Annotated in this window: 19 protein-coding genes; 3 read left to right on the forward strand and 16 right to left on the reverse strand. The window is 66.3% G+C overall.

Annotated elements, in window-relative coordinates:
* Positions 1-40: 40 nt before the first annotated feature.
* The 6 genes from AB839_RS00920 to AB839_RS00945 all read right to left on the reverse strand — a co-directional run bounded on the left by AB839_RS00920 (position 41) and on the right by AB839_RS00945 (position 7,864).
* Positions 41-1,462 (reverse strand): efflux transporter outer membrane subunit, encoded by a 1,422-nt coding sequence (locus tag AB839_RS00920; RefSeq protein WP_061477950.1) that lies wholly within the window; start codon positions 1,460-1,462, stop codon positions 41-43.
* Entirely contained in the window at positions 1,456-2,193 is a 738-nt protein-coding gene (locus tag AB839_RS00925) for an SDR family oxidoreductase (protein WP_049470334.1), read from the reverse strand. Before AB839_RS00925 ends, AB839_RS00920 begins: the two co-directional genes overlap by 7 nt.
* A 63-nt stretch (positions 2,194-2,256) precedes the next feature.
* Complete coding sequence (locus AB839_RS00930) at positions 2,257-5,427, reverse strand: multidrug efflux RND transporter permease subunit (RefSeq protein ID WP_061477951.1); 3,171 nt, start codon at positions 5,425-5,427, stop codon at positions 2,257-2,259.
* A gap of 127 nt (positions 5,428-5,554) precedes the next feature.
* On the reverse strand, positions 5,555-6,778 hold the full coding sequence (locus AB839_RS00935; protein ID WP_049414417.1) for an efflux RND transporter periplasmic adaptor subunit: 1,224 nt from the start codon (positions 6,776-6,778) through the stop codon (positions 5,555-5,557).
* 91 nt (positions 6,779-6,869) lie between these two features.
* Complete coding sequence (locus tag AB839_RS00940; protein ID WP_061477952.1) at positions 6,870-7,640, reverse strand: SDR family NAD(P)-dependent oxidoreductase; 771 nt, start codon at positions 7,638-7,640, stop codon at positions 6,870-6,872.
* Positions 7,637-7,864 carry a hypothetical protein gene (locus AB839_RS00945; RefSeq protein WP_049414419.1) on the reverse strand — a complete coding sequence of 76 codons (228 nt, stop codon included), beginning with the start codon at positions 7,862-7,864 and terminating at the stop codon, positions 7,637-7,639. Before AB839_RS00945 ends, AB839_RS00940 begins: the two co-directional genes overlap by 4 nt.
* A 147-nt stretch (positions 7,865-8,011) precedes the next feature.
* On the opposite strand from AB839_RS00945, the gene AB839_RS00950 reads away from it, so the two are divergent.
* Complete coding sequence (locus AB839_RS00950) at positions 8,012-9,043, forward strand: LysR family transcriptional regulator (RefSeq protein ID WP_061477953.1); 1,032 nt, start codon at positions 8,012-8,014, stop codon at positions 9,041-9,043.
* Positions 9,044-9,164: 121 nt separating this feature from the next.
* Here the strand turns inward: AB839_RS00950 and AB839_RS00955 are convergent, their stop codons facing one another.
* The 6 genes from AB839_RS00955 to AB839_RS00980 all read right to left on the reverse strand — a co-directional run bounded on the left by AB839_RS00955 (position 9,165) and on the right by AB839_RS00980 (position 17,170).
* A complete protein-coding gene (locus AB839_RS00955; protein ID WP_005416156.1) occupies positions 9,165-9,860 on the reverse strand; it encodes an OmpA family lipoprotein in 696 nt (231 codons plus the stop codon).
* Between the two features lie 139 nt (positions 9,861-9,999).
* Positions 10,000-11,415: a deoxyribodipyrimidine photo-lyase gene (locus AB839_RS00960; RefSeq protein WP_061477954.1), complete on the reverse strand. Its 1,416-nt coding sequence runs from the start codon at positions 11,413-11,415 to the stop codon at positions 10,000-10,002.
* A gap of 89 nt (positions 11,416-11,504) precedes the next feature.
* Positions 11,505-12,119: an inorganic diphosphatase gene (locus tag AB839_RS00965; RefSeq protein ID WP_061477955.1), complete on the reverse strand. Its 615-nt coding sequence runs from the start codon at positions 12,117-12,119 to the stop codon at positions 11,505-11,507.
* Positions 12,120-12,129: 10 nt separating this feature from the next.
* A complete protein-coding gene (locus AB839_RS00970) occupies positions 12,130-13,479 on the reverse strand; it encodes a metallophosphoesterase family protein (protein WP_241776731.1) in 1,350 nt (449 codons plus the stop codon).
* 14 nt (positions 13,480-13,493) lie between these two features.
* Entirely contained in the window at positions 13,494-14,609 is a 1,116-nt protein-coding gene (locus AB839_RS00975) for a phytase (RefSeq protein WP_061477957.1), read from the reverse strand.
* Positions 14,609-17,170, reverse strand: coding sequence for a TonB-dependent receptor (locus tag AB839_RS00980; protein WP_061477958.1), 2,562 nt, complete (start codon positions 17,168-17,170; stop codon positions 14,609-14,611). The genes AB839_RS00975 and AB839_RS00980 overlap by 1 nt, the downstream gene beginning before the upstream one ends.
* Positions 17,171-17,339: 169 nt before the next feature.
* On the opposite strand from AB839_RS00980, the gene upp reads away from it, so the two are divergent.
* Entirely contained in the window at positions 17,340-17,972 is a 633-nt protein-coding gene (gene upp / locus AB839_RS00985) for a uracil phosphoribosyltransferase (protein ID WP_005416149.1), read from the forward strand.
* Positions 17,973-18,157: 185 nt separating this feature from the next.
* Positions 18,158-18,451 (forward strand): PsiF family protein, encoded by a 294-nt coding sequence (locus AB839_RS00990; protein WP_061477959.1) that lies wholly within the window; start codon positions 18,158-18,160, stop codon positions 18,449-18,451.
* Positions 18,452-18,492: 41 nt separating this feature from the next.
* Here the strand turns inward: AB839_RS00990 and AB839_RS00995 are convergent, their stop codons facing one another.
* From AB839_RS00995 to AB839_RS01010, 4 genes are all read right to left on the reverse strand, one after another.
* Positions 18,493-19,380: an MBL fold metallo-hydrolase gene (locus tag AB839_RS00995; RefSeq protein ID WP_061477960.1), complete on the reverse strand. Its 888-nt coding sequence runs from the start codon at positions 19,378-19,380 to the stop codon at positions 18,493-18,495.
* Between the two features lie 117 nt (positions 19,381-19,497).
* Positions 19,498-21,228: a gamma-glutamyltransferase gene (ggt, locus tag AB839_RS01000; RefSeq protein WP_061477961.1), complete on the reverse strand. Its 1,731-nt coding sequence runs from the start codon at positions 21,226-21,228 to the stop codon at positions 19,498-19,500.
* Positions 21,225-21,506, reverse strand: a complete 282-nt coding sequence (locus AB839_RS01005; RefSeq protein WP_004153175.1) for a YfhL family 4Fe-4S dicluster ferredoxin — start codon at positions 21,504-21,506, stop codon at positions 21,225-21,227. The genes ggt and AB839_RS01005 overlap by 4 nt, the downstream gene beginning before the upstream one ends.
* A gap of 132 nt (positions 21,507-21,638) precedes the next feature.
* Positions 21,639-22,130: a hypothetical protein gene (locus AB839_RS01010; RefSeq protein WP_004153167.1), complete on the reverse strand. Its 492-nt coding sequence runs from the start codon at positions 22,128-22,130 to the stop codon at positions 21,639-21,641.
* Positions 22,131-22,161: the final 31 nt, after the last annotated feature.

The following is a 22,161-nucleotide window of genomic DNA, read 5'->3' on the forward strand; positions in this document are numbered from 1 at the left end:
AGCAAAGGGACGGAAGCCACGGCCTCCGTCCCCCCTGGAGTCATTGCACCTGCGCCACGCTCGGTAGCTGCGGTGATTGCCCCCAGCCGCCCAGCGCCTTGTACACGCCCACCACGCTGACGTTGACCTCGGACTCGGCCGCCGCCAACGCATCATCGGCTGCCAGCTGCGTGCGCTGCGCATCCAGCAGGGTCAGGAAGTCCTCCGAGCCCTCGCGATAGCGGATCTGCGCCAGCGATTCGGCACGCCGTGCCGCCTGCGCCTGCTCGACCACGATCGCCAACCGTGCCTGCTGCTTGGAATAGCGGGTCAGCGCGTTCTCGGTGTCTTCCAGGGCCAGCAGTACCGCCTGCTCATACTGCGCGGCCACGCCTTCGGCTTCAGCCTTGCTGGCACGCAGGCGTGCACGCACGGTACCGAAGTCGAATGCCGCCCAGCTCAGCGACGGGGTCAGCGACCAGGCCTTGTTGTTGCCATTGACCAGGCCGCTGGCATCGCCACCGAGGAACCCGACGAAGCCGGACAGCGACAACCGCGGGAACAGGTCCGCCGTGGCGACGCCCACGCGTGCGGTCGCAGCCGCCAGGCGACGCTCGGCCACGCGCACGTCGGCACGCTGGCGCAGCAGTTCGCGGGTATCGCCCAGCGGCAGTGCCTTGGCGAAGGCCGGTACGTCGTGCGGCGCGAGCATGTCAGTCAGCACTTCCGGGCGCTGGCCGAGCAGCACGGCCAGCCGGTTGCGCGACTGCGCCTCGGCCACTTCCAGCAACGGGATGTCAGCCTCGATCGCCTTCAGGCGGGCACGGCTGCTCTGCACATCCAGCTCGCTGCCTGCGCCCAGCTCCCAGCGCGCCTCGGTCAGCCTCTGCGTATCGCGCAGGTTTTCCAGCGTGTGCTGGGCCACCGCGATGCGCTTCTGCGTACCACGCAACTCGAAGTAATTGCGTGCCACTTCAGCGGCGACCAGGACCTGCGCATCGGCCAGGTTGGCCTGCTCGGCACCGAGGTCGGCGCGCGCGGCTTCAGCAGCACGGCGCTTGCGGCCGAACAGATCCAGCTCCCAGCCGGCGTCGAAGCCGAGCTGGTAGCTTTCACTGAACACCCGCTGCCCACCCAGCTGCGGATCGGGTTGCTTGCGGCGGTCGTAGCTGCCGCCAGCGGTGACGTGCGGAGCCTGGTCGAGGCGGCTTTCCACGAACACCGCGCGGGCCTGGCTGACGCGGGCCACGGCCACGCGAAGGTCCAGGTTGTCCGACAGTGCGCCGTGCACCAGCTGTTCCAGCACCGGATCATCGAACTGCGCCCACCAGCTGGCGACCGGCGAAGCGGTACTGAACACCGGCTGCTGTGCACCCTGCAGGACCACCGGTTCCTGCACCGGGGCCTTGTAGTTCGGGCCGACGCTGACACAGCCCGCCAGCACCAGGCTGGAGACGGCCATCGCCAACGTGCGGATCACCATGGCAGCACCTCGCCCAGGTAGGTGAAGCTGCCGCTGGCACCGGACTCACCGATCAACGCCATTTCCACGCTGGAGCGTGCACCTTCGCTGATCTCGATTTCGCCGTTGCCACCGTTCATGTCGGTCTTCACGTAACCCGGATGCACGGTGTTGACCTTGATCGGGGTATTGCGCAGTTCGTAGGCCAGGCTCAGGGTCCAGCTGTTCACTGCGGCCTTGGACGCGTTGTAGGCCGGAATCTTGAAGTCGTAGATGCCCGACGAGGGATCCGCGTGCAGGGTCTGCGAGCCGAGCATGCTGGACACATTGACGATGCGTCCGGACTTGGACTGCTTGACCAGCGGCAGGAATGCCTGGGTTACCGCGACCAGCGCATAGACGTTGGTGTCGAAGGTGCGCTTCCAGGTGTCCAGCGACTGCTCCGACGGCGCCTGCGCCGGGTTCTCGATCATGATGCCGGCATTGTTGACCAGGATGTCGAGGCGACCGTGGCGCTGGCGCACCTGCTCGACCGCTTCGGCGATGCTGGCCGCGTCGGTCACGTCCAGCTGCAGGGCTTCGACCGGCAGGCCTTCAGCCTGCAGCTTCAGTGCCAGCTCCACCGCGGTATCGCGCTTGCGACCGGCCAGCAGCGTGTGCACGCCGGCCTCTGCCAGCTGGCGCACGGTTTCCAGGCCGATGCCACGGGTAGCGCCGGTCACCAGCGCGATCTTGTTCTGATGGGTGTTCATGGATGCATGCCTTGTCTGTGGGGAGAGTGGCCGCCGGCCAACGACCGGCGGCGGAGTTCCGTATCAGTGGTGGATGGTCGGTTCGCCGTGCTGCACCAGCTGGCCACCACCGTTGCGGGTGACGAACTTGCGCAGGGCCACGTAGAACACGGGGGTGAGGAACAGGCCGAACAGCGTCACACCCAGCATGCCGGCGAACACGGTGATGCCGGTCACCGAGCGCACTTCGGCGCCTGCACCGTGAGACAGCACCAGCGGCACCGTGCCGGCGATGAAGGCGATGGAGGTCATCACGATCGGGCGCAGGCGCAGGCGGCAGGCTTCCAGCGCGGCTTCAACGATGCCCTTGCCGCCCATCTCCAGCTCTCTGGCGAATTCGACGATCAGGATCGCGTTCTTGCACGCCAGACCCATCAGCACCACCAGGCCGACCTGCACGAACACGTTGTTGTCACCACCGGTCAGCCACACGCCGAACAGCGCGGACAGCAGGGTCATCGGCACGATCAGGATCACCGCCAGCGGCAGCGACCAGCTCTCGTACAGCGCGGCCAGCACCAGGAAGGCCAGCATGATCGCCACCGGGAACACGATGAAGGCGGCCTTGCCCTGGGTTGCCTGCTGGTAGCTCAGGTCGGTCCATTCGGTGGTCATGCCGACCGGCAGCACCTTGCCGGCGATCTCGGTCAGCTTGGTCATCGCTTCGGCCGAGGACAGCAGGCGCGGGTCGGCTTCACCGGCCAGGTCCGCTGCCGGATAGCCGTTGAAGCGCAGCACCGGGTCCGGGCCGAAGGTCTGCTTGATGGTGACCATCGAACCGATCGGCACCATCTCGCCGCGGTCGTTGCGGGTACGCAGCTTGCCGATGTCCTCGACCGTCTCGCGGTACGGACCATCTGCCTGGGCGATCACCTGCCAGGTGCGGCCGAACTGGTTGAAGTCGTTGACGTAGGCCGAACCCAGGTAGGTCTGCAACGTGTCGAACAGCTCTGTGAGCTGCACGCCCTGTGCCTTGGCCTTGACGCGGTCGACCTCGGCATCGAGCTGCGGCACGTTGGCCTGGTAGCTGGAAATCGGGAAGGCCATGCCCGGCGTCTGCGCGACGGTGCCCTGCATGGCCTGCACCGCATTCTGCAGCGCGCCGTAACCCAGATTGCCACGGTCCTCGATGAACATCTGGTAGCCATTGCCATTGCCCAGGCCAAGGATCGGCGGCGGCATCATCGCGAACGCGAAGCCTTCCTGCAGGCCGGCGATCTTCTGGTTGATCTCGGCATTGATCTGCGCGGCGGTGCGGCCATGGCGCTCGGCGAACGGCTTGAGCGGAATGAACGCCACACCGGTGTTCGGCGTATTGGTGAACTGCAGCGCGTTCAGACCGGGGAACGAGATGGTGTGAGCGACGCCATCGGTTTCCTGGGCGATCTTGGCGACCTTGCGCAGCATTTCATCGGTGCGTGCGATCGACGAGCCTTCCGGCAGCTTCACACCGGCGATCAGGTACAGCTTGTCCTGGGTCGGAATGAAGCCCGGCGGTACCAGCTTGAAGATCACGCCGGTACCGACCAGCAGGATCGCGTAGACCACGAACACCGCACCGCGGCGGCCGAGGATGCGGGCCACGCCACGCTCGTACTTCTCCGAGCTGGACTTGAAGAAGCGGTTGAACGGACGGAACACACAGCCGAACAGGCGGTCGATCAGGCGGCTCGGGCCGTCCTTCGGAGCGCCATGGGCCTTCAGCAGGCGCGCGGCCAGGGCTGGCGACAGGGTCAACGAATTGATCGCCGAGATCACCGTGGAAATGGCGATGGTGACCGCGAACTGCTTGTAGAACTGGCCGGTGACACCGGACAGGAAGGCCATCGGCACGAACACGGCACACAGCACCAGCGCGATCGCCACGATCGGGCCGGATACTTCACGCATGGCCTGGTGTGCAGCCGCAGTAGGCGACAGGCCTTCCTCGATGTTGCGTTCAACGTTCTCCACCACCACGATCGCGTCGTCGACCACGATGCCGATCGCCAGCACCAGGCCGAACAGGCTCAGCGTATTGATCGAGAAGCCCAGCAGGTACAGCGCGGCGAACGTACCCACCACCGACACCGGCACCGCGATCAACGGAATGATCGACGCACGCCAGGTCTGCAGGAACAGGATCACGACCAGCACCACCAGGGCGATCGCTTCCAGCAGCGTGGAGACCACGGCCTTGATCGAGTCGCGCACGAAGATGGTGGTGTCATACACCGCTTCGTACTTCACATCGGCCGGCATGGTTTTCTGCATCTCGTCCATCGTCGAGATGACCTGGTCGCGGATTTCCAGCGCGTTGGCACCCGGCGACTGGAAGATACCGATACCCACCGCGTTCTTGCCGTCCAGCTGCGAGCGCAGGGTGTAGTCGCCCGCACCCAGTTCCAGGCGGGCCACGTCGGCCAGGCGCACGATCTCGCCATCGGTGCCGCTCTTGAGCACGATGTCGCCGAATTCCTTTTCGGTCTTCAGACGGCCCTGGGCATTGATCAGGGTCAGGAACTTGCTGTCCGGCAGCGGTTCGGCGCCGAGCTGGCCGGCCGAAACCTGCACGTTCTGCTCGCGCATGGCACGCACCACGTCGCTAGCGGTCAGGCCGCGCGAGGCCACCTTGTCCGGGTCCAGCCAGGCACGCATGGCGTAGTCGCCGCCACCGAAGATCTGCGCGTCACCCACGCCCGGAATACGCGCCAGCGCATCCTTGACGTGCAGGCGCGCGTAGTTGCGCAGGTACAGGGTGTCGTACTTGCCTTGCGGCGAGGTCAGGTGCACCACCATCAGGAAGGTCGGCGACTGCTTCTGCGTGGTCACGCCCTGCCGGCGCACGTCCTCGGGCAGGCGCGCCTGCGCCTGCGCCACGCGGTTCTGCACCTTCACCGCCGCTGCGTCCGGGTCCGTGCCCGGGCGGAAGGTGACGGTCATCTGCAGCACGCCGTCCGAGCCGGCCACCGACTTCAGGTACATCATGCCTTCGACGCCGTTGATCGCCTCTTCAAGCGGCGTGGCGACGGTCTCGGCAATGACCTTGGGGTTGGCGCCCGGATACACCGTGCGTACGACCACCGACGGCGGCACCACTTCGGGGTACTCACTGATCGGCAGGATTGGAATCGTGATCAGGCCTGCGGCGAAGATCACGATCGACAGCACCGCCGCGAAGATCGGCCTGTCGATGAAGAAGCGGGAAAAGTCCATGGAGGAATTCCTGGGAAAGGCATTCGGCGGGCAACAGCCACCCCGCCCCTCGCCGGGATGACGAAGGCAGGGAAGGCTGCCGCTGGCGCCGGCAGCTAAGCGGAAACGCGGATCAGGAGACGGCGGATCAGTGCTTCAGGGCAGCGGTGGCATCGCGGCCCGGTGCCGGCGCCGGCTGTGGCTGCATCGCCACCGCCTTGGCCTGCACCGGCATGCCCGGCATGAAGACCTTCTGCACGCCATCGATGATCACCTTGTCACCGGCGGCCAGGCCGTGCTCGACGATACGCAGGCCGTCGGCGGTGCGGCCGAGCTGGATGTCACGGCGCTGGGCCTTGCCATCCTTGTCGACCACGTACACGTACTTGCGGTCCTGGTCGGTCAGCACGGCCTTGTCGTCGATCAGCAGCGCCTGGAACTGGCCGCTGCCAAGCAGCTGCACGCGGGCGAACAAGCCCGGCGTGAACTGGCGATCGGCGTTGTCCAGCAGCGCACGGACGCGGATGGTCCCGGTACTGCGGGCGACCTGGTTGTCGAGGAAGTCGACCTTGCCCGTGTGCGGGTAGCCTTCTTCACCGGACAGGCCGACCTTCACCGGCAGCGCGCTGTCACGCTCGCTCGGGCGCTCGCCCTTGCGTGCCATCTGGGCGTAGCGCAGGAAGGTGCTTTCGTCGGCATCGAAGTAGACGAACACCGTGTCCAGCGAGACCAGCGTGGTCAGCACGCTGGCGCTGTCGCCGGCGGTGACCAGGTTGCCTGCGGTGACCATCGCGCGGCCGGCGCGGCCGTCGATCGGTGCCCGCACCTTGGTGAACTCAAGATTGAGGCGGGCTGCATCCAATGCTGCCTGCGCGGCCTGCACGGCGGCGCCGGACTGGTCGGCAGCCGCACGGCGCTGCTCGGCGGTCTCGGTGGAGATCGCCTGCTGCTCGGACAGCCGCTTGGCGCGCTCGGACTCGCTGCGGGCCAGCGTGGCCTGGGTACGGGCGCGGGCCAGTTCGGCGGCTGCCCGATCGTACTCGGCCTGGTAACTGCGCGCGTCGATGGTGAAGAGCACTTCGCCCTTCTTCACTTCCTGGCCTTCGACGTAGTTGACCTTGTCGATGTAGCCGGACACGCGCGGACGCAGTTCAACGCTCTGCACCGCTTCGACGCGGCCACTGAACTCGTCCCACTGGCTGACCTGCTTGACCAGCACCGGCGCGGCGCTGACCTGCGGCGGCGGCGGTGCACCGCCTTCTTCGGCATGGCCGCCGCTGCAGGCTGCAAGCACGGCCGCGGCGAGGATCGACACGCCGGCCATCGCAATGCGATGGCCGAAACGATGTGGGGTGGTATTGGGGGAAGTCATGGCATGCATCCGTACGGAGGGGTGGTACAGCGATATGAGAACGTGTTGCAAAAATCGGCGGCGAATACTGCGACCTCAACCATGGTCGAGGTCAAGCGATGCCTGCGGTGTCGCGCCACAGCGGAGGAACTTCCAGGTGCAGCAGGCCACGCGGCAATTCGGCATCGCTGCTGTCGCAGCGGACGATGGCGCGGTTGTCGCGGCACCCATCAAGCAGGGAGACCACACGACGACCGACCAGCAGCGAGCTGGGCCACTCGATGCAGGCGTTGGCCGCGTTGGCCGGGGTACAGACGGGGCTGCAGACTTCCAGCATCTGCGCGCGCACGCCCAGCGCCTGTGCTTCCTGGTGCACCACCTGCGCGTACATGCGCAGCGCGGCAGTGGTGATCGAGGTCTCGCCGTAGCCCGCCCATGGCTTGGCGTTGGCCGGACTGCCGATCATCACATAGCGGCGCGCATGCACGTTGTCCTGCAGCAGCGGGAGCAGGTGACGCACCGCGTGCACGTGCGGCATCAGGTCGGCCTGCATCGCGCCCAGCAGTTCATCGCCGTTGCGGTCGGTCACCCGGCCGCGACGATAAGGACCTCCCATTGCGGCGATCACGGCGGCCAGCGGACGCGGGCGCTGCGCGATGCGTTCGGCCAGCGCGCGTGCCGAGCCGTCATCGCTGAGCGAACCCAGCAGCGTCTCCAGTCCGGGCTCATCCGCGAACTGCTCTTGCAGCGCGGCCAGCCGGCCCGGATCGCGGCCCACCACCAGCACCGGGCTGCCGGCTTCCAGCAACGCGCCGACCACGCCCTGGCCGACGGCACCGGTACCACCAAGGACCAGGACTTCGGGCGTCAGTATCCCATTCACGGGACATTTCCTCCCAAATCCGGGATAGTCCCGATTCGACGCAGGCGGTCGCCCTTGTGTGGGACCAGGCGGATGGCACCGCCACGCTGCTGACGCATGGGCGCGGTAAACTCACGAAAGTCCTTGTGTACCAAGGAACTCGGACGGGCTTCGACGGTCATCGCCAGGTCCAGGGTGTTCTGGCCGGCGTTCCGGAGTCGGGCAAGAATGTTGCGCAGGCTCATGGCGGACGGGCTCCAATTAACGAATGGCGCCACGATAGACCTCAAACCTTTACTTGATTAGTCCTGATTAAGGGGAATAATCATCCCGCACCCGGTCCAATCATTCTGTCACGATTGTCCCATCCCCGACGTCCAGGACCCCCGACCATGTCGCACGATCTCAACGAGACGCTGATCTTCGTCAAAGTGGTCGAGCAAGGCAGCTTCATTGCCGCTGCCAAATCGCTCGGCCTGCCCAAGACCACGGTCAGCCGCAAAGTGCAGGAGTTGGAAACGCGCCTGGGCGCGCGCCTGCTGCACCGGACCACGCGCCGCCTCGGCCTGACCGAAGCCGGTTCGATCTATCACGAGCACTGCCAGCGCATCGCGCGCGAGCTGGAAGAAGCCGAGAGCGCGGTGAGCCAGCTGCAGTCCGGCCCGCGCGGCTGGCTGCGCTTCACTGTGCCCTACTCGATCGGCATCACCTGGATTGCGCCGCTGCTGGGCCAGTTCCATGCGCAGTATCCAGAGATCCGCCTGGACATGCACATGGGCAACGAGAAGCTGGACCTGATCGCCGGTGAAGCGGACCTGGCGCTGCGCGTGGGTGCCCTGCCCGATTCCAATCTGGTCGCGCGCAAGCTGGGCAGCCTGCGCACGCAGGTGTTCGCCAGTCCGGCCTACATTGAGCGCTATGGCGAACCGCTGCATCCGGAAGAGCTGCAGTTCCATCGCATCCTGGCGATGCGCAAGCCGTACCATACCGGCAACTCGCCGCGCTTCACCTGGCAGCTGGGCGAGAACGGGGGCGAACTGCGCGACTTCCCGGTCACCCCGCTGATGACCGCCAACGACATGTCTGCGTTGAATGGTGCATTGGTCTGTGGCGAAGGCCTGCTGCTGACCGGTGATGTGATGGCCAAGCCGTTCGTCGAATCGGGCATGGTGCGCCGCGTGCTGGCCGGCTGGACCGGCCCGGAAGTGGACTTCAATGCCGTATTCGCCGGCGGCCGCCTGGTCTCGCCGAAGGTGCGTGCGTTTGTCGACTTCCTGGTCGAGAAGCTCAACTTCGATGCCAACTACATGCTGGCGCAGTGCCCCGGCGCGAAGCTGGCGCAGCAGCAGAAGGCACAGGAAGATGCCGCGCTGGAGAACAGTGGCAAGCGGATACTGGAGAAGGTGGCGGCTTCGGCGGCATGACCGGCTCTACATACGCAATCGGTGTGCCGAGCAGGCTCGGCACCTACAAAAATGCCGCCTGCAAGGGCGGCATTTTCGCTCCGGCCGATGGCCGGACCGGCTCAAGCAGTAACGCTACGCGTTATTGCTTGAGCGGAATCACGCGAATCTCGACGCGGCGGTTCTTGGCGCGGCCGGCATCGGTGCTGTTGTCGGCAATCGGGTACGCCTTGCCGGCGCCCAGCGTTTCGATACGCACGCTCTGCACGCCCTGGCCGATCAGGTACTGCGCGACCGAGTCGGCGCGTTCCTTCGACAGGCGGTTGTTGACCGCGTCGCTGCCGATGCTGTCGGTGTGGCCAACCACCTCGATCATGGTCTGGTTGTACTCACGCAGCGTACCGGCCACGCCGTTGAGCGAGCCATAGAACTGCGGCTTCAGGGTCGCCTTGCCGAAGTCAAAGGTAATGCCGTCCGGGAGGTTCAGCATGATGTTGTCGCCCTGGCGCTGCACATCGATGCCGGTGTTGGCGGTGCGCTCGCGCAGTGCGCGTTCCTGGCGATCCTGGTACTGGCCGACGGCGGCACCGCTGAGTGCGCCGATACCGGCACCGATCAGCGCGTGCTGGCGCCGCTCGGTAGCACTGTCGCCGGTCAGCAGGCCGGCCGCCACGCCGATGGCGGTACCGATCAGCGCGTTGCGGCCGGTCCGGTTCTGCTGTTCGGTCGGGTTGCCGTACTGGTCACTCTGCACATAGGAGCCGCCGGTGGCGCAGGCCGACAGGACGGCCGCACTCATCAGGGCCAGTGCGACGTTGCGGGTGGTGTTGCGGATCATGAGGTTCTCCTTGGTTTCCGGTCGGCCGGCGGCTTGCGGGCGCAGAGAGGATAAACAGCCGAATGCGATGTCGGGATGATGATCCGGTGCGCCGACAGGGCCGCGTTCAGCTAACTGACCGGATCGCTCGGGTCACCCTTTACCCCGCCCCCGACTGGCGGTATGCCGCCAGCGCAGCATGGCGGCCCTCAGCCAGGTCCACCATCGGCGTGCGTGGATAGTCAGGCGCGTGTGCGGCCAGGAGCAGGGGATGCTGCCACGGCGCAAACCGCGCCTTCACCGGCAGCGCCGCCAGCTCGGGCACCCAGCGGCTGATGTAGCGGGCCTGCGGATCGAACTTCTCGGCCTGGGTGACCGGGTTGAACACCCGGAAGTACGGCGCGGCATCGGCGCCGGTCCCGGCCACCCACTGCCAGCCCATCGTGTTGTTGGCCAGATCGGCATCGACCAAGGTGTCCCAGAACCAGCGCGCGCCATGCAGCCAGTGCGCGCGAAGGTGCTTGCACAGGTAGCTGGCCACGATCATCCGAACCCGGTTATGCATGTAGCCGGTGTGCCACAGCTCGCGCAGTCCGGCATCAACGATCGGCACGCCGGTGTTGCCGCGCTGCCAGTCGTGCAGTTGCGCTGCAGTCGGCGCCGCCCAGGGGAAGCGGTCAAAACGCGGATTGAGGTTGTCCGTGGGCGTCTTCGGAAAGTGATGCAACAGGTGGTAGGCGAAATCACGCCAGCCCAGTTGCCGCAGATAGCCGTCGATGTCGGCATCGGTGCCGGCACTGCGCAGTCTTTCCAGCGCATGCGCGATGCGCCACGGTGCGATCTCACCGAAATGCAGGTGCGGCGACATCCGCGAGGTGCCCACGCGATCGGGCAGGTCTCGCTGCTCGCGGTAACCGCGCAAGGCGCCGTCCTCGAACACCGACAGCGCCTCCAGCGCACCGGCTTCGCCCGGCTGCCAGTGCTCCCAGAAGCCGGTATCCCAATCCAGCGTCGGTGCAAGCTGTAGATCATCCAGTGCGAGGCTGTCGACCGCGTGCGTCGCCAGTGCCTCCGGTGCGGCCTGCAGTGCCGGCAGGCGCCAATGACTGAGTACGTTGCGCCAGTACGGCGTAAATACCTTGTACGGCTGGCCCTGCTGGGTGGCGATGTCCCAAGGCTCGAACAACAGGCTGCCATTGCAGCTCTGCGTGTCGATGCCCTGCTCGCGCAGCATGCGCTTGATGGTGGCGTCGCGTGGCTGGGTGGCCGGTTCGTATTTGCGGTTCCAGTAGACCGCCTCGGCGCCGGTCTGCTCGATCAGCAACTGCAGGGCCGGCAGGCTGTCACCACTGCGCAGCACCAGCGAGGAACCCCGCGTGCGCAGGTCCGCATCCAGCGCGGCCAGTGAACGGTGGCGCCACGCATCGGAGGCGGCACCCGGTGCCCACCCGCCTTCTTCGTGCGGCGCATGGATGTAGACCGGCACCACGTCGTGACCGGCATCCAGCGCGGCATGCAGGGCCGGATTGTCCTGCAGCCGCAGATCACGGCGGAACCATACCAACGCTACCGACACAGGCACTGCCTTCGTTGTGGAAGGCGCACATGATAGCCAGCGGTGGTGAAGGAGATGCGCGCGCCCGGCCATCCAGGCATGGCGTGGGTCTACTGCTTGAATCGCTCCATCGCTTCACTGATCAGCCCGCGCGCCTCGGCGGCGTTGCCCCAACCGTTGAGCTGCACCGGGTTGCGCCCGGCCGGCAGGTCCTTGTAGACCCGGAAGAACGCTTCGATGCGCTGTCTTTCGATCTCCGGCAGATCGGCCAGGTCGCGGATGTTGGCGTAGGTCGGGTCAACCTTGTCGGTCGGCACGCCGATGATCTTCTCGTCGTGCTCGCCGCCGTCGATCATCTTCAGGTAGCCGATCGGCCGGAAGCGTACGATCACGCCCGGATGCAGGGGTTCACGGGTCAGCACCAGCGCGTCCAGCGGATCGTTGTCGCCAGCCAACGTGCGCGGCATCGAACCGTAGTTGGCCGGATAGGCGACCGGCATCGACTGGAAGCGGTCCACATGCACCAGGCCGTCTTCCTTGATCTCGTACTTGGTGAAGCTGCCGGCCGGAATCTCCACCGCCAGATTCACTTCCTGCGGGGCTTCCCTTGGTTGGGCCACCAGGAACGGATGCAGCACGGTATCGGCAGCGGTCACCGCACTGGTCAGCAACAGCAGAGCGGCGCCAATGGCAGCGAGAGGAAGGATGCGACGGGGCGTGGTCATCGGCGTGTCCTCATTCCCAGCAGCGATCGGCGCGACCCTTGGCGGTCTGCGCACGCGGGCAGTCGCGCGGTGCGATGCGGCCTTCGGTCAGCTCCACGCGCTGTTTTCCCCCCTTGGCATCGCGGCGCAGTTCGAAGGCATCGTAGAGACGGCCGGCCACGGTGCGTGCTTCATAGCGCAGGCGCTGCGGGTCGATGTTCAACACCTGGAACAACTGGGTGTCTTCGGCCACCGGATCCATCGTCTTTCGTGCCTCGTCGGAGAGACGGTACTGCTTCGGCCCCGCCACGGTCACCACGTACTGCGGCGTTGCGGCCTGCCCCTCGCCACGGCGGCCATAGGTGTGGTCGTGGCCCTGCAGCACCAGATCGACGTTGTGGCGGCGTACCACCGGCAACAGCGCGTCACGCAACGCGGCGTTCTCGCGCCCTTCGCGCGGCGAGTAGAACGGCTGGTGCAGCAACACGATGGTCCACGGCTGCGGATTGCCGGTCAGCACCTTGTCCAGCCATTGTGCCTGTGCCTTGGCCGTGCCGAGGTCAAGTGCCGATGTGCCGTCTACCACGGCCACGCGCACGCCCTGCGCATCGAACCAGTAGCTGCTCTGCTGCGCAGCGCTGGCACCATTGCCCGGCAACGCGAACGTGACCGGCCAATGCTTGCCCAGCACGCGGCGTTCCTGCGGGGTGTCCTCGAACTCCTCGAAATACTCGTGGTTGCCGATGGCCGGGGCCACCAGGGTTTCCTGCGCCAGCCAGCTGGTCGCAGCAAACCACTCGCCCCACTCACTGTCATCCATGTTGTCGCCGCCGCTGACCAGGTCGCCGGCAAACAGGCTCATGCGCGCCTGCGGTGCGGCCTTCTGCGCGGCGCGCACTACCCGGCTGACATGGCTGACGTTCTTGTTCTGGGTATCACCGAAGTACAGCAGGGTCAGCGGCTGGTCGGCCGCGGCCAGTGTGCGCAACTGGTTCCAGGCGCTCCAGCTGCCGTTGCCCTGCACGCGGTAGACGTACTGGGTATCCGGCTGCAGGCCGCTGATGTCGGCGCGATGATGATGCGACAGACCATTCTCGGTCTGTAGCGAACGGGTCGTGGCGCGCACCTGGCGGATGCCCTCGATGGCCGGCGAATCTCCGGCGAGGGCAATCTCCAGCAGCGGTGCCTGCACGCTGCCGTCGGTACGCCAGGCGACAGCGAATCCATGGCTGGGATCGACCGCCGGCGAGGCGACGATGCGGTCCGGCACCGTCGTCGCTGCGTAGTGGCGGCTGCCTGCCGGCACCTGGGTATTCGGTTCGGCCGCCGCGAACGACAGCGACGGCAGCGCCAGCAGCAGGCCCAGGGCCAGCGTGCGCATCACGCGTTGCCGGCTCATGCACCACACTCCAGCGGCAGCGCCAGTTGCTTGGCGATGCTTTCCCAGTCGAACGCCACCACACCCTGATCGTCGTGTACGGCATACAGCGCGCCGTGCGGGAAGCGCGTGCTGGCTTGCTGCATCATCCAGATGCCGTCGGTGTTGGCCACGGTATTGCCCTGGAACGCGCCGACCGGCTTCAGCGTGTGCCGGTCGAACAGATGGAACACGCTGCGCTGCTTGCCCTGTTCGGTGGTGATCCACCAGCCATCCTTGCCGCAGGTGCGCAGGGTCACGCCTTCGGCCTGCGCCTTGAACACGTCGCGGCCGAAGGTGGTGCCGGTGAAGCGGCCCGCCAGGGTGTAGACCTTGAACTCGCTGGCGTAGCTCTCGTCCTCTTCGGCGATCAGCAGGCGGTCGTTCTCGGGATCGCCCCAGATCGACTCGACCACGCGCAGCGCTCCCGCCTCGGTGGTATCGCCGATGCTGGCCACCCGCTTCGCGTCGACCTTCTCACCATTGCGGGTCACGTGATACTGGCGCACGCGCTTGTCCAGCTCGGCCAGCGGCGGCAGGATGTCACGCCCCTGTGCATCCTCGCCGTTGTCCCAGGAGTCGGTGACGTAGACGCTGTAGCCATCGGCACGACGGTCGACCCACAGTCCGTACGGCTTGCGCAGGTCGTCCGCAGCGAACGTCGCCAACGGCGTGAAGTCCGGCAGGCGCAGTACCTGCACGCGGTGATTGTCGCGCTCCACGATCCACAGCAGGTCGTCGATCACCGCGATACCATTTGGGCGGTCGAACTGCCCCGGTGCGGTGCCGCTGCTGCCGACGTCACGCAGGTGCTGTCCGGTGCTGCCGTCGTAGACCACCAGCTTGTCGGTAGCCTTGGCGGTGGCGATCAGCCACAGTGCGCCGTCCGGCGCGCGCCAGGCCGCCGGCGAGTCGATGTTGTCGGCCGGGGTCATCGGTGACAGGAAGGCTTCGGCGATGGTGGTCACCACGCGCTCGCCCCCGGCGGCCGGCGCGGCAGCTCCCGCAACCGGATCGCTGCCGGTGGCCGGCGTGCAGCCGGCGACCAGCGTAGCTGCCAGCGCGGCGGCCAGGACGGTGACGCCACGCCCCATCACAGCGCCACCTTCAGGCCCAGCGCATAGGTGCGGCCGTACTCTTCCATCTGCAGGGTGCGCGAACGGGTGCCCTGGTACAGCTCCAGCGGCTTGTCCAGCAGGTTCTGCGCTTCGAAGTAGACGCTCACGCGCGCGGTGAACCTGTAGTCAAGCGAGAAATCGAGCTGGGTATTCGGCGCAACGTAGATATCGAACGCGCGGCCCTTGCCGATGCTGTCCAGGTACTCGCTGCGGTACACGGCCGCCAGGCGCGTGCTCAAGCCGTACTTCTCATAGCCGATGTGCGCGCTGTAGACGTGCTTGGAGGCGCGTGGCAGGGTGAAGTCCTCGCCCGCACGGTCCTTGATGCCGGCATCGAACTTCGTATCCAGCCAGGTGCCACTGGCACCGACCAGCAGGCCATCCAGGCCGTCCGGCAGGAAGGCCAGCTGCTGCTGCCAGTTGAACTCCGCACCACGCACGGTGGCCTTGCGACCATTGATCGGCTGCGTCACATCGAATCCACCGTAGGCCGGATCATTGGTGCGCACGGTTTCGACAATGTAGCCATCGATCGACTTGTGGAACAGCCCCAGCGAAACGATGCCGCTGCTGCCGATGTACTTCTCCACCGACAGGTCGATGTTCTTCGACTCGTACGGATCCAGTTCCGGGTTGCCCAGGCGCACTTCCTCGTCACCGCGGCTGTAACCCACGCGCGGCGAGACGTCGCCGAAGGACGGGCGCGATACGGTCTTGTTGGCCGAGGCGCGCAGCACCCAGTCATCAGCCGCGTCATAGCGCAGGTGCAGGCCCGGCAGCACGTTGGTGTAGCTGCTGTTGGCCACGCGCGGGGTGACGGTGAAGCTGCGGCCGTTGGCGGCCACGTCCACCTGGTTGCCGATCGCCTTGAAGCGGGTGTTCTCCACGCGCACGCCACCGATGATGCGCAGCGCACCCACGTCCCAGGTACCCATGGCGTAGCTGGCGAAGATGTCCTCGCTGGCCACGTAATCCTCTTCCAGGGACGTCATCGCATTGCCGCCGACGTCCTGCGGGCGGGCGCTGTACTGGCTGCCATTGGCCGCCCAGAAGGCACGCATCGCAGCCGAATCCATGCCGTCGCCGAAGTTGCCGTGGCGATGTTCGGGCGAGGAGGTGGTCCAGCCCGCCAGCGCCACCTTCGGGCCGACGCGCAGTTCGCGCTCATCCACATTCACGTCGCGGTCGCGCCAGCGGCCCAGCAGACCGAACTTGATGCTGCTGCTGTCGCCGTCGAAGCGCACGTTGACCTGCGCGCTGTGCTCCTTGTCGTTCACCTGCTTGGGCGAAAGCACGAAGCGGTCGAACGCGTAGTTGCTGTTGTCCAGCCACTGCGGGTTGTCGAAGCTGTAGCTCGGCAGTCGGCTGCTCTGGTCCAGGCTGCCGTTGAACGCCTTGCCGTTGAGCTTGAAGCGCGCCTCCATCTCGTCATTCACGCGCTCTTCGGAACGGGTGTAGCCGATCCGGTAATCGACCACGGCGTTGGTCAACTTGTTCTCGCCGCCCAGGCTGGCCGCGAAGGTGTTTTCCTTCTTGGTGCGGTAGCGCATGCGCTTGTCGATCGAATCCTTCGGCATGCCATCCAGGCGGTACTGGTCGGTGCCGGTCTTGACCATCTTCGCGTCGTCGAAGTTGAAGATCACGCGCTGGCGGGTCTCCGCATCGTCGAACTGGCTGTACAGCGTGCGCAGGTAGTACCGGCTGTCTTCGTCCGGCCGCCAGTCGAGGTTGAGGTTGGCGCCGATGCGCTTGCGCTCGATCTCGTACTTGCGGTGCTGCAGGTTGATCGCGGTCACGTCACCGGGGGCGGCATCGTCCTCGCCGTCGTACTCCACTTCGGTGTTGTCCGACTCGAACCTGCGCTTCTGGTAGTTCACGCCCAGCGCCACGCCGAAGGTGTCGTTGAACACTTCGCTGTAGTTGAAGGCCGCCTTCGGGCTGGTCTCGCCGGACAGCTGCTGGTGACTGCCCTCGATCTTGCCACGCAGGCTGCGACCGTCGCGGTCGAAGGCCGAGGCCGATTCCACCAGCACGGCACCGCCGATCGCATCACCGGGCATGTCCGGGGTCGGCGACTTGACCACGCGCAGGCGTTCGGTGGAGTCGGACGGGATCACGTCCAGCGGCGCGGCTCGGCTGGAATCTTCCGGCGTGCCCACGGCGATGCCATCCACGCTGACGCTGTTGAGATTGGCATCCAGGCCACGGATCACCACGAAGCGGCCCTCGCCCTGGTCGCGGGTGACGCTGATGCCCGGCAGCCGCTGCAGCGACTCGGCCACGTTCTTGTCCGGGTACTGGCCCAGCGCATCGGAGGACACCGCGTCTTCGATGGCGTCGCTGCTGCGCTTGAGGTCGACCGCGCGGATCTGCGATTCGAGCTGGGCGCGCACCTCGATACGGTCAAGGTCGACCGCGTCGGCCGCCACGGCGCCGGTGGCGGCTACCGCCTGCTGCCCGGCGGCCTGCAGCGGTGCTGCGGCCCCCATTGCCAGGGTCAGCGTGATGGCAACGGCCAACGGAGTCTTGATATGCACTGGGAATCCCCATTCCTGTTAAGAATGGGTCTGCACGGTATGTCCGCAAGATTGCATGGCCGTGACATGCCCCTGCACATTTCATGTACAGCGGCCCCGGGCCCGGTTTGGGCTTCGACACGCCAATCCGGCAAAATGGCGGCCTCTCTCCCTATTCCCCTTCCCGACCATGAAGATCGTCGAAGTGCGCCACCCGCTGGTGCAGCACAAGATCGGCCTGATGCGCAACGCTGCGCTCAGCACCAAGGATTTCCGCGAACTGGCCAACGAGCTGGGTACGCTGCTGGCCTACGAGGCCACCGCCGACCTGGATACCGAGCCGCACACCCTGGCCGGCTGGGCCGGCCCGGTGACGGTGCAGCGCATTGCCGGCGCCAAGATCACCGTGGTGCCGATCCTGCGTGCCGGCCTGGGCATGCTCAGCGGCGTGCTGTCGCTGATCCCGGCGGCCCGTGTCAGCGTGGTCGGCCTGCAGCGCGATGAAGAAACCCTGCAGCCGGTGCCCTACTTCGAGCGCCTGACCGGCCGGCTGGAAGAGCGCGACGCACTGATCCTCGACCCGATGCTGGCCACCGGCGGCACGCTGATCGCCACCATCGACATGCTCAAGCGCGCCGGCGCCCGTCGCATCAAGGGCATCTTCCTGGTGGCCGCGCCCGAAGGCATCGAAGCAGTGAAGGCCGTGCACCCGGACGTGGAAATCTACACTGCGGCCATCGATGCCCAGCTCAACGACAAGGGCTATATCCTGCCCGGACTGGGCGACGCGGGTGACCGCATCTTCGGCACCCGCGTCGGCTGATCCGGCGAACCGGGGTCGGATCCCTCTCCGCAGGAGAGGGCTCTGACCCGACAACCGTTCGCGGGCGCGCTTCGCCGCAGCACGTGAACGCCCGTGGACGCGGGTGTGGCCGACGCGTGATTCTTCACGTGGCCTTGCCGGCCGGAGGCGAATGCTCCGCGCACCCGCCACCCTTGGAGCTCGCGATGAAGGCCTCATTCCTGCTGGCCGCCGTCCTGCTGGCCGGCCTGCCCCTGGCTGCCAACGCCACCACCCCTCAGCAGCAACGCATGGCCGAATGCTCGGCCAAGAACAAGGGCTTGAAGGGGGATGCCTACAAGACCGCGCAGAGCTCCTGCCTCAGTGGCCAGGCCGCCGAAACCAAGCCGGTCAATACGCAGCAGGAACGCATGCGCAAGTGCAACGCTGAAGCGGGCGCGAAGAAACTGGCAGGCGATGCGCGCAAGACCTTCATGAGCAGCTGCCTGAAGGCGTCGTAACGACGAGTGATGCAGAGCCGAGCCCACGCTCGGCTCTGCCATTACCCCAGGGCGCGCGCCTTCAGCTCGCCCTGTTCGTGCAGGGTCACGAAACGTCCCTTGTCATCACGGCCCAGCTGCGCCAGCGCCACCTGCGGGTCGTGGGTGAAGAACAGCCGCACGTTGCGCGCCAGCTTGTCTTCAAGGAACTGCCGTTTCTCGTCGATCAGCAATTCGGCATTGCGGTCATAGCCCATGGTGATCGGCACGTGCACCCATGAACGACCTGGGATGAGGTCGGCACAGAACACCACGCCACCGTGCGGATCTTCCCCGGCATGCGCGTGGCCAACGATCTCGGCCAGCATCAGCCCCGGCGTATGCCCATGGCTGTAGCTGAAGCGCACGCTGCGGCCGAGCGCCTTCGAGTACTCGCCATCCACGACTTCCAGGCGGCCACTGGCCTGCAGCAGGCCGGGCAGCTCAGGAATGAAACTGGCCCGATCGCGCGGGTGTGGCTGCACGGCGCGCTGCCAATGCTGCGCACCAACCACATAGGTTGCGTTGGGGAACAGCAGCTCGGGCTCACGCCCTTCGCTCCATGCGGCAAGCAGGCCACCGGCATGATCGAAGTGCAGGTGGCTGAGCACCACCACGTCGATGTCCTCGTGCTCGAAACCCGCTTCGCGCAGTGAATCGATCAGCACGTGCTGGCTTTCCTGCACGCCGTAGCGCTCGCGCATGCGCGGGTCGAAGAACGCACCGATACCGGTTTCAAACAGTACCGTCTTGCCTTCCAGCGGACTGGCAAGCAGCGCACGGCAGGCCAGCTCGATGCGATTGAGCTCGTCCGGAGCCGCCCATTTTTCCCACAACGCACGCGGCGCGTTGCCGAACATCGCGCCGCCGTCCAGGCGCTGCGAGTTTCCACGAATAGACCAGAGTTTCATGCGTCGATTATCGGCGCCGGACCGTTAAATAATCGCTAGAAAGGAAACAGGAAACCCCGCCGGTTGGCGGGGTCCTGGTGATCTGCGGATTGCCGGCCAGTGGCCGGCACCACCACATCAGTGGGCCGGCACGACCTGGGCACTGCCCACCGGATTGCGCGGGTCGCTGCCACCGAACAGCTTGTTCGCCTTGCGGTCCCATTCCACGGTCTGCAGGTTGCCCCACACGTGGCTGGAACCGCGACCGCCGGCGGCGACACTGCCCGGCAGGTCGATCCTGTGGCCCATCGCCTGCAGCTGCTTCACCGTCGCCGCGTCGAACGCATCGTCCTCGGCTTCGATCAGGTCCGGCAGCCACTGGTGGTGGTAGCGCGGCAGCGCGGCAACCTGCTGCGCGTCCAGGCCGGCGTCGTAGCCGAGGATGCCCAGCAGCACCATGGTGATGATGCGGCTGCCACCCGGGGTGCCCAGCACGATCACCTTGTCGCTGTTTTCCATGAAGGTCGGCGTCATCGAGCTGAGCATGCGCTTGCCCGGCTTCGGCGCATTGGCCTCGTAGCCCATCACGCCGAAGGCATTGGGCGTACCCGGCTTCAGCGCGAAATCGTCCATCTCGTTGTTCAGCAGCACGCCGGTGCCCTTGGGAATGAGCCCCGAGCCGTACAGCAGGTTGACGGTCTGGGTGGCGCCGACGCGGTTGCCGTCGCGGTCGATGATCGAGAAGTGCGTGGTCTCGTCGTCTTCCAGCGGCGTCGGGTTGCCCGACAGCAGGTCGCTGGGCGTGGCCTTTTCCGGATGGATGGTCGCGCGCAGGCCCTGTGCGTAGTCCTTGCTGGTCAGCACCTTCTGCGGGATCTGCACGAAGTCCGGATCGCCGAGGAAGAACGTACGGTCGCGGTAGGCACGGCGCATCGACTCCACCACCAGATGGGTACGGTGCGCCGGATCCATCTTCCTGATGTCCCAGCCTTCCAGGATCTGCAGCATGCTGGCCAGCGCGATGCCACCGGACGACGGCGGCGGCGCGGTGGTGATCTTCCAGCCGTTGTAGTTGAACACGATCGGTTCGCGCTGCTTCACGCGATAGCCGGCCAGCTCTTCGGCGGTCCACTTGCCACCGGCCTGCTTGACGCCCGCCAGCAACAGCTTTCCGGTCTGGCCCTTGTAGAAGCCGTCGAAACCTCCAGCGGCCAGGCGCTCCAGCGTCTGCGCCAGCTCCGGCTGCTTGAACAGGTCACCGCTGGCGATCGGCTTGCCGTTGCGCAGATAGACTTCACGCGTGCCGGGATAGCGCTCCATCACTTCACGGCGCGACGCGTAGCCCTTGGCCATGCGGTCGTACACCGGGAAGCCTTCGCGTGCGATGCGGATCGCCGGCTGCAGCGAGGCCGACAACGGCAGCTTGCCGTGCCGGGCCGACAGTTCGACCAGCGCCGCAGGCAGGCCGGGAATACCCGCCGACCAGGCACCGTTGACCGAGCGGTCGCGGTCGAGGTTGCCCTGCTTGTCGAGGAAGGCCTGCGGCGTGGCCGCCGCCGGCGCGGTCTCGCGCGCGTCCAGCATCACGTCCTTGCCGGTAGCCGCGTCATGCAGCAGGAAGAAGCCCCCACCGCCCAGACCGGAACTGATCGGCTCGACCACCGCCAGCGTGGACGACACCGCCACCGCAGCATCGAAGGCGTTGCCGCCCTGCGCCAGGATGTCGATACCGGCCTGGGTGGCCAGCGCGTGGCCGCTGGCAATGGCTGCGCCGTCGGGGCGCTCGGCACGGGCCGGGCTGTCGGCCCAGGCGATCGGACTCAGCAGCAGGCCGAGCAGCAACAGGGGGCGGACGATCAGCGTCTTCATTCGGATGGGGGCTCCGCATAGAGTTCGGGGTGATCGTGCTGCAGTTGGCGCAGCTTGGCCAGCAGCTGGTCTTCCGTTTCCACGATCTCCGGATCCGGGTCGATGCACTCGACCGGGCAGACGACCACGCACTGTGGCTCGTCGAAATGACCCACGCATTCGGTGCAGCGCGCAGGGTCGATCACGTAGATGGTTTCACCCATCGCAATGGCCTGGTTCGGGCAGGCCGGCTCGCAGACGTCGCAGTTGACGCAGAGCTCGTTGATTTTCAGCGACATGGCGATACTCCTCGCCCGCGCCTTGGGACAAAGGACCGGCCAGCGCGGGCGCGCGGGCCGGTCAGGTCATCAGCGGCACCCTTGCGGGGCGCCGCCCGGGCCATGCCGGGGCATGGCCGCCATGGCTCGGTATTACTTGGCTTCGACGAAAATGTACTCGGCGCCGGTCGGCTGGATCGCCGCCTGCACGCGGGCGTTGTCGGCCGACTGGCCGATGAAGACGACGCGCACGCCCTTCATCGAATCCGGCGACACGTCCTTGAACACGGCCTGGATCATGTCAGCCATCTTGCCCGAGGCCGACGAACCGAAGGCCAGCATGTTGCCCGGCTGCACGCCACGGGCCACGGCCTGGGTCGCGCTCTCGGTCTGGCGCTCATACTTGGCCTGGAAGTCCGGGTCCGATTCCGGGGAGAGGTAGTACAGGAACGGGCTGTTGGTGATGTTGCCCATGTTCTGGATCGCCACTTCCTGCAGGTACTTCTTCCAGCCGGCATCGTCGTCCTTGGACGGAGCGACCAGGGCCTGCTTGGCCTCGTCGACCGGAGCGGCCTCTTCCTTCTTGCAGGCGGTGAAGGCCAGGGCCAACGAAGCGATCAGCATCGCGCGCATGGTGGTGTTCATGGATTTCCTCCCGGAATGGTGCGTGGTGTTG

Source organism: Stenotrophomonas sp. DDT-1 (assembly GCF_001580555.1).
Classification (GTDB): domain Bacteria; phylum Pseudomonadota; class Gammaproteobacteria; order Xanthomonadales; family Xanthomonadaceae; genus Stenotrophomonas; species Stenotrophomonas sepilia.

Excerpts from the sequence above, each read along its gene's own strand:
- AB839_RS00920 (WP_061477950.1), bottom strand. The coding sequence starts at position 1,462 with ATGGTGATCCGCACGTTGGCGATGGCCGTCTCCAGCCTGGTGCTGGCG.
- AB839_RS00925 (WP_049470334.1), bottom strand. The coding sequence starts at position 2,193 with ATGAACACCCATCAGAACAAGATCGCGCTGGTGACCGGCGCTACCCGT.
- AB839_RS00930 (WP_061477951.1), bottom strand. The coding sequence starts at position 5,427 with ATGGACTTTTCCCGCTTCTTCATCGACAGGCCGATCTTCGCGGCGGTG.
- AB839_RS00935 (WP_049414417.1), bottom strand. The coding sequence starts at position 6,778 with ATGACTTCCCCCAATACCACCCCACATCGTTTCGGCCATCGCATTGCG.
- AB839_RS00945 (WP_049414419.1), bottom strand. The coding sequence starts at position 7,864 with ATGAGCCTGCGCAACATTCTTGCCCGACTCCGGAACGCCGGCCAGAAC.
- AB839_RS00950 (WP_061477953.1), top strand. The coding sequence starts at position 8,012 with ATGTCGCACGATCTCAACGAGACGCTGATCTTCGTCAAAGTGGTCGAG.
- AB839_RS00955 (WP_005416156.1), bottom strand. The coding sequence starts at position 9,860 with ATGATCCGCAACACCACCCGCAACGTCGCACTGGCCCTGATGAGTGCG.
- AB839_RS00965 (WP_061477955.1), bottom strand. The coding sequence starts at position 12,119 with ATGACCACGCCCCGTCGCATCCTTCCTCTCGCTGCCATTGGCGCCGCT.
- AB839_RS00970 (WP_241776731.1), bottom strand. The coding sequence starts at position 13,479 with ATGCGCACGCTGGCCCTGGGCCTGCTGCTGGCGCTGCCGTCGCTGTCG.
- AB839_RS00975 (WP_061477957.1), bottom strand. The coding sequence starts at position 14,609 with ATGGGGCGTGGCGTCACCGTCCTGGCCGCCGCGCTGGCAGCTACGCTG.
- upp (WP_005416149.1), top strand. The coding sequence starts at position 17,340 with ATGAAGATCGTCGAAGTGCGCCACCCGCTGGTGCAGCACAAGATCGGC.
- AB839_RS00990 (WP_061477959.1), top strand. The coding sequence starts at position 18,158 with ATGAAGGCCTCATTCCTGCTGGCCGCCGTCCTGCTGGCCGGCCTGCCC.
- AB839_RS00995 (WP_061477960.1), bottom strand. The coding sequence starts at position 19,380 with ATGAAACTCTGGTCTATTCGTGGAAACTCGCAGCGCCTGGACGGCGGC.
- ggt (WP_061477961.1), bottom strand. The coding sequence starts at position 21,228 with ATGAAGACGCTGATCGTCCGCCCCCTGTTGCTGCTCGGCCTGCTGCTG.
- AB839_RS01005 (WP_004153175.1), bottom strand. The coding sequence starts at position 21,506 with ATGTCGCTGAAAATCAACGAGCTCTGCGTCAACTGCGACGTCTGCGAG.
- AB839_RS01010 (WP_004153167.1), bottom strand. The coding sequence starts at position 22,130 with ATGAACACCACCATGCGCGCGATGCTGATCGCTTCGTTGGCCCTGGCC.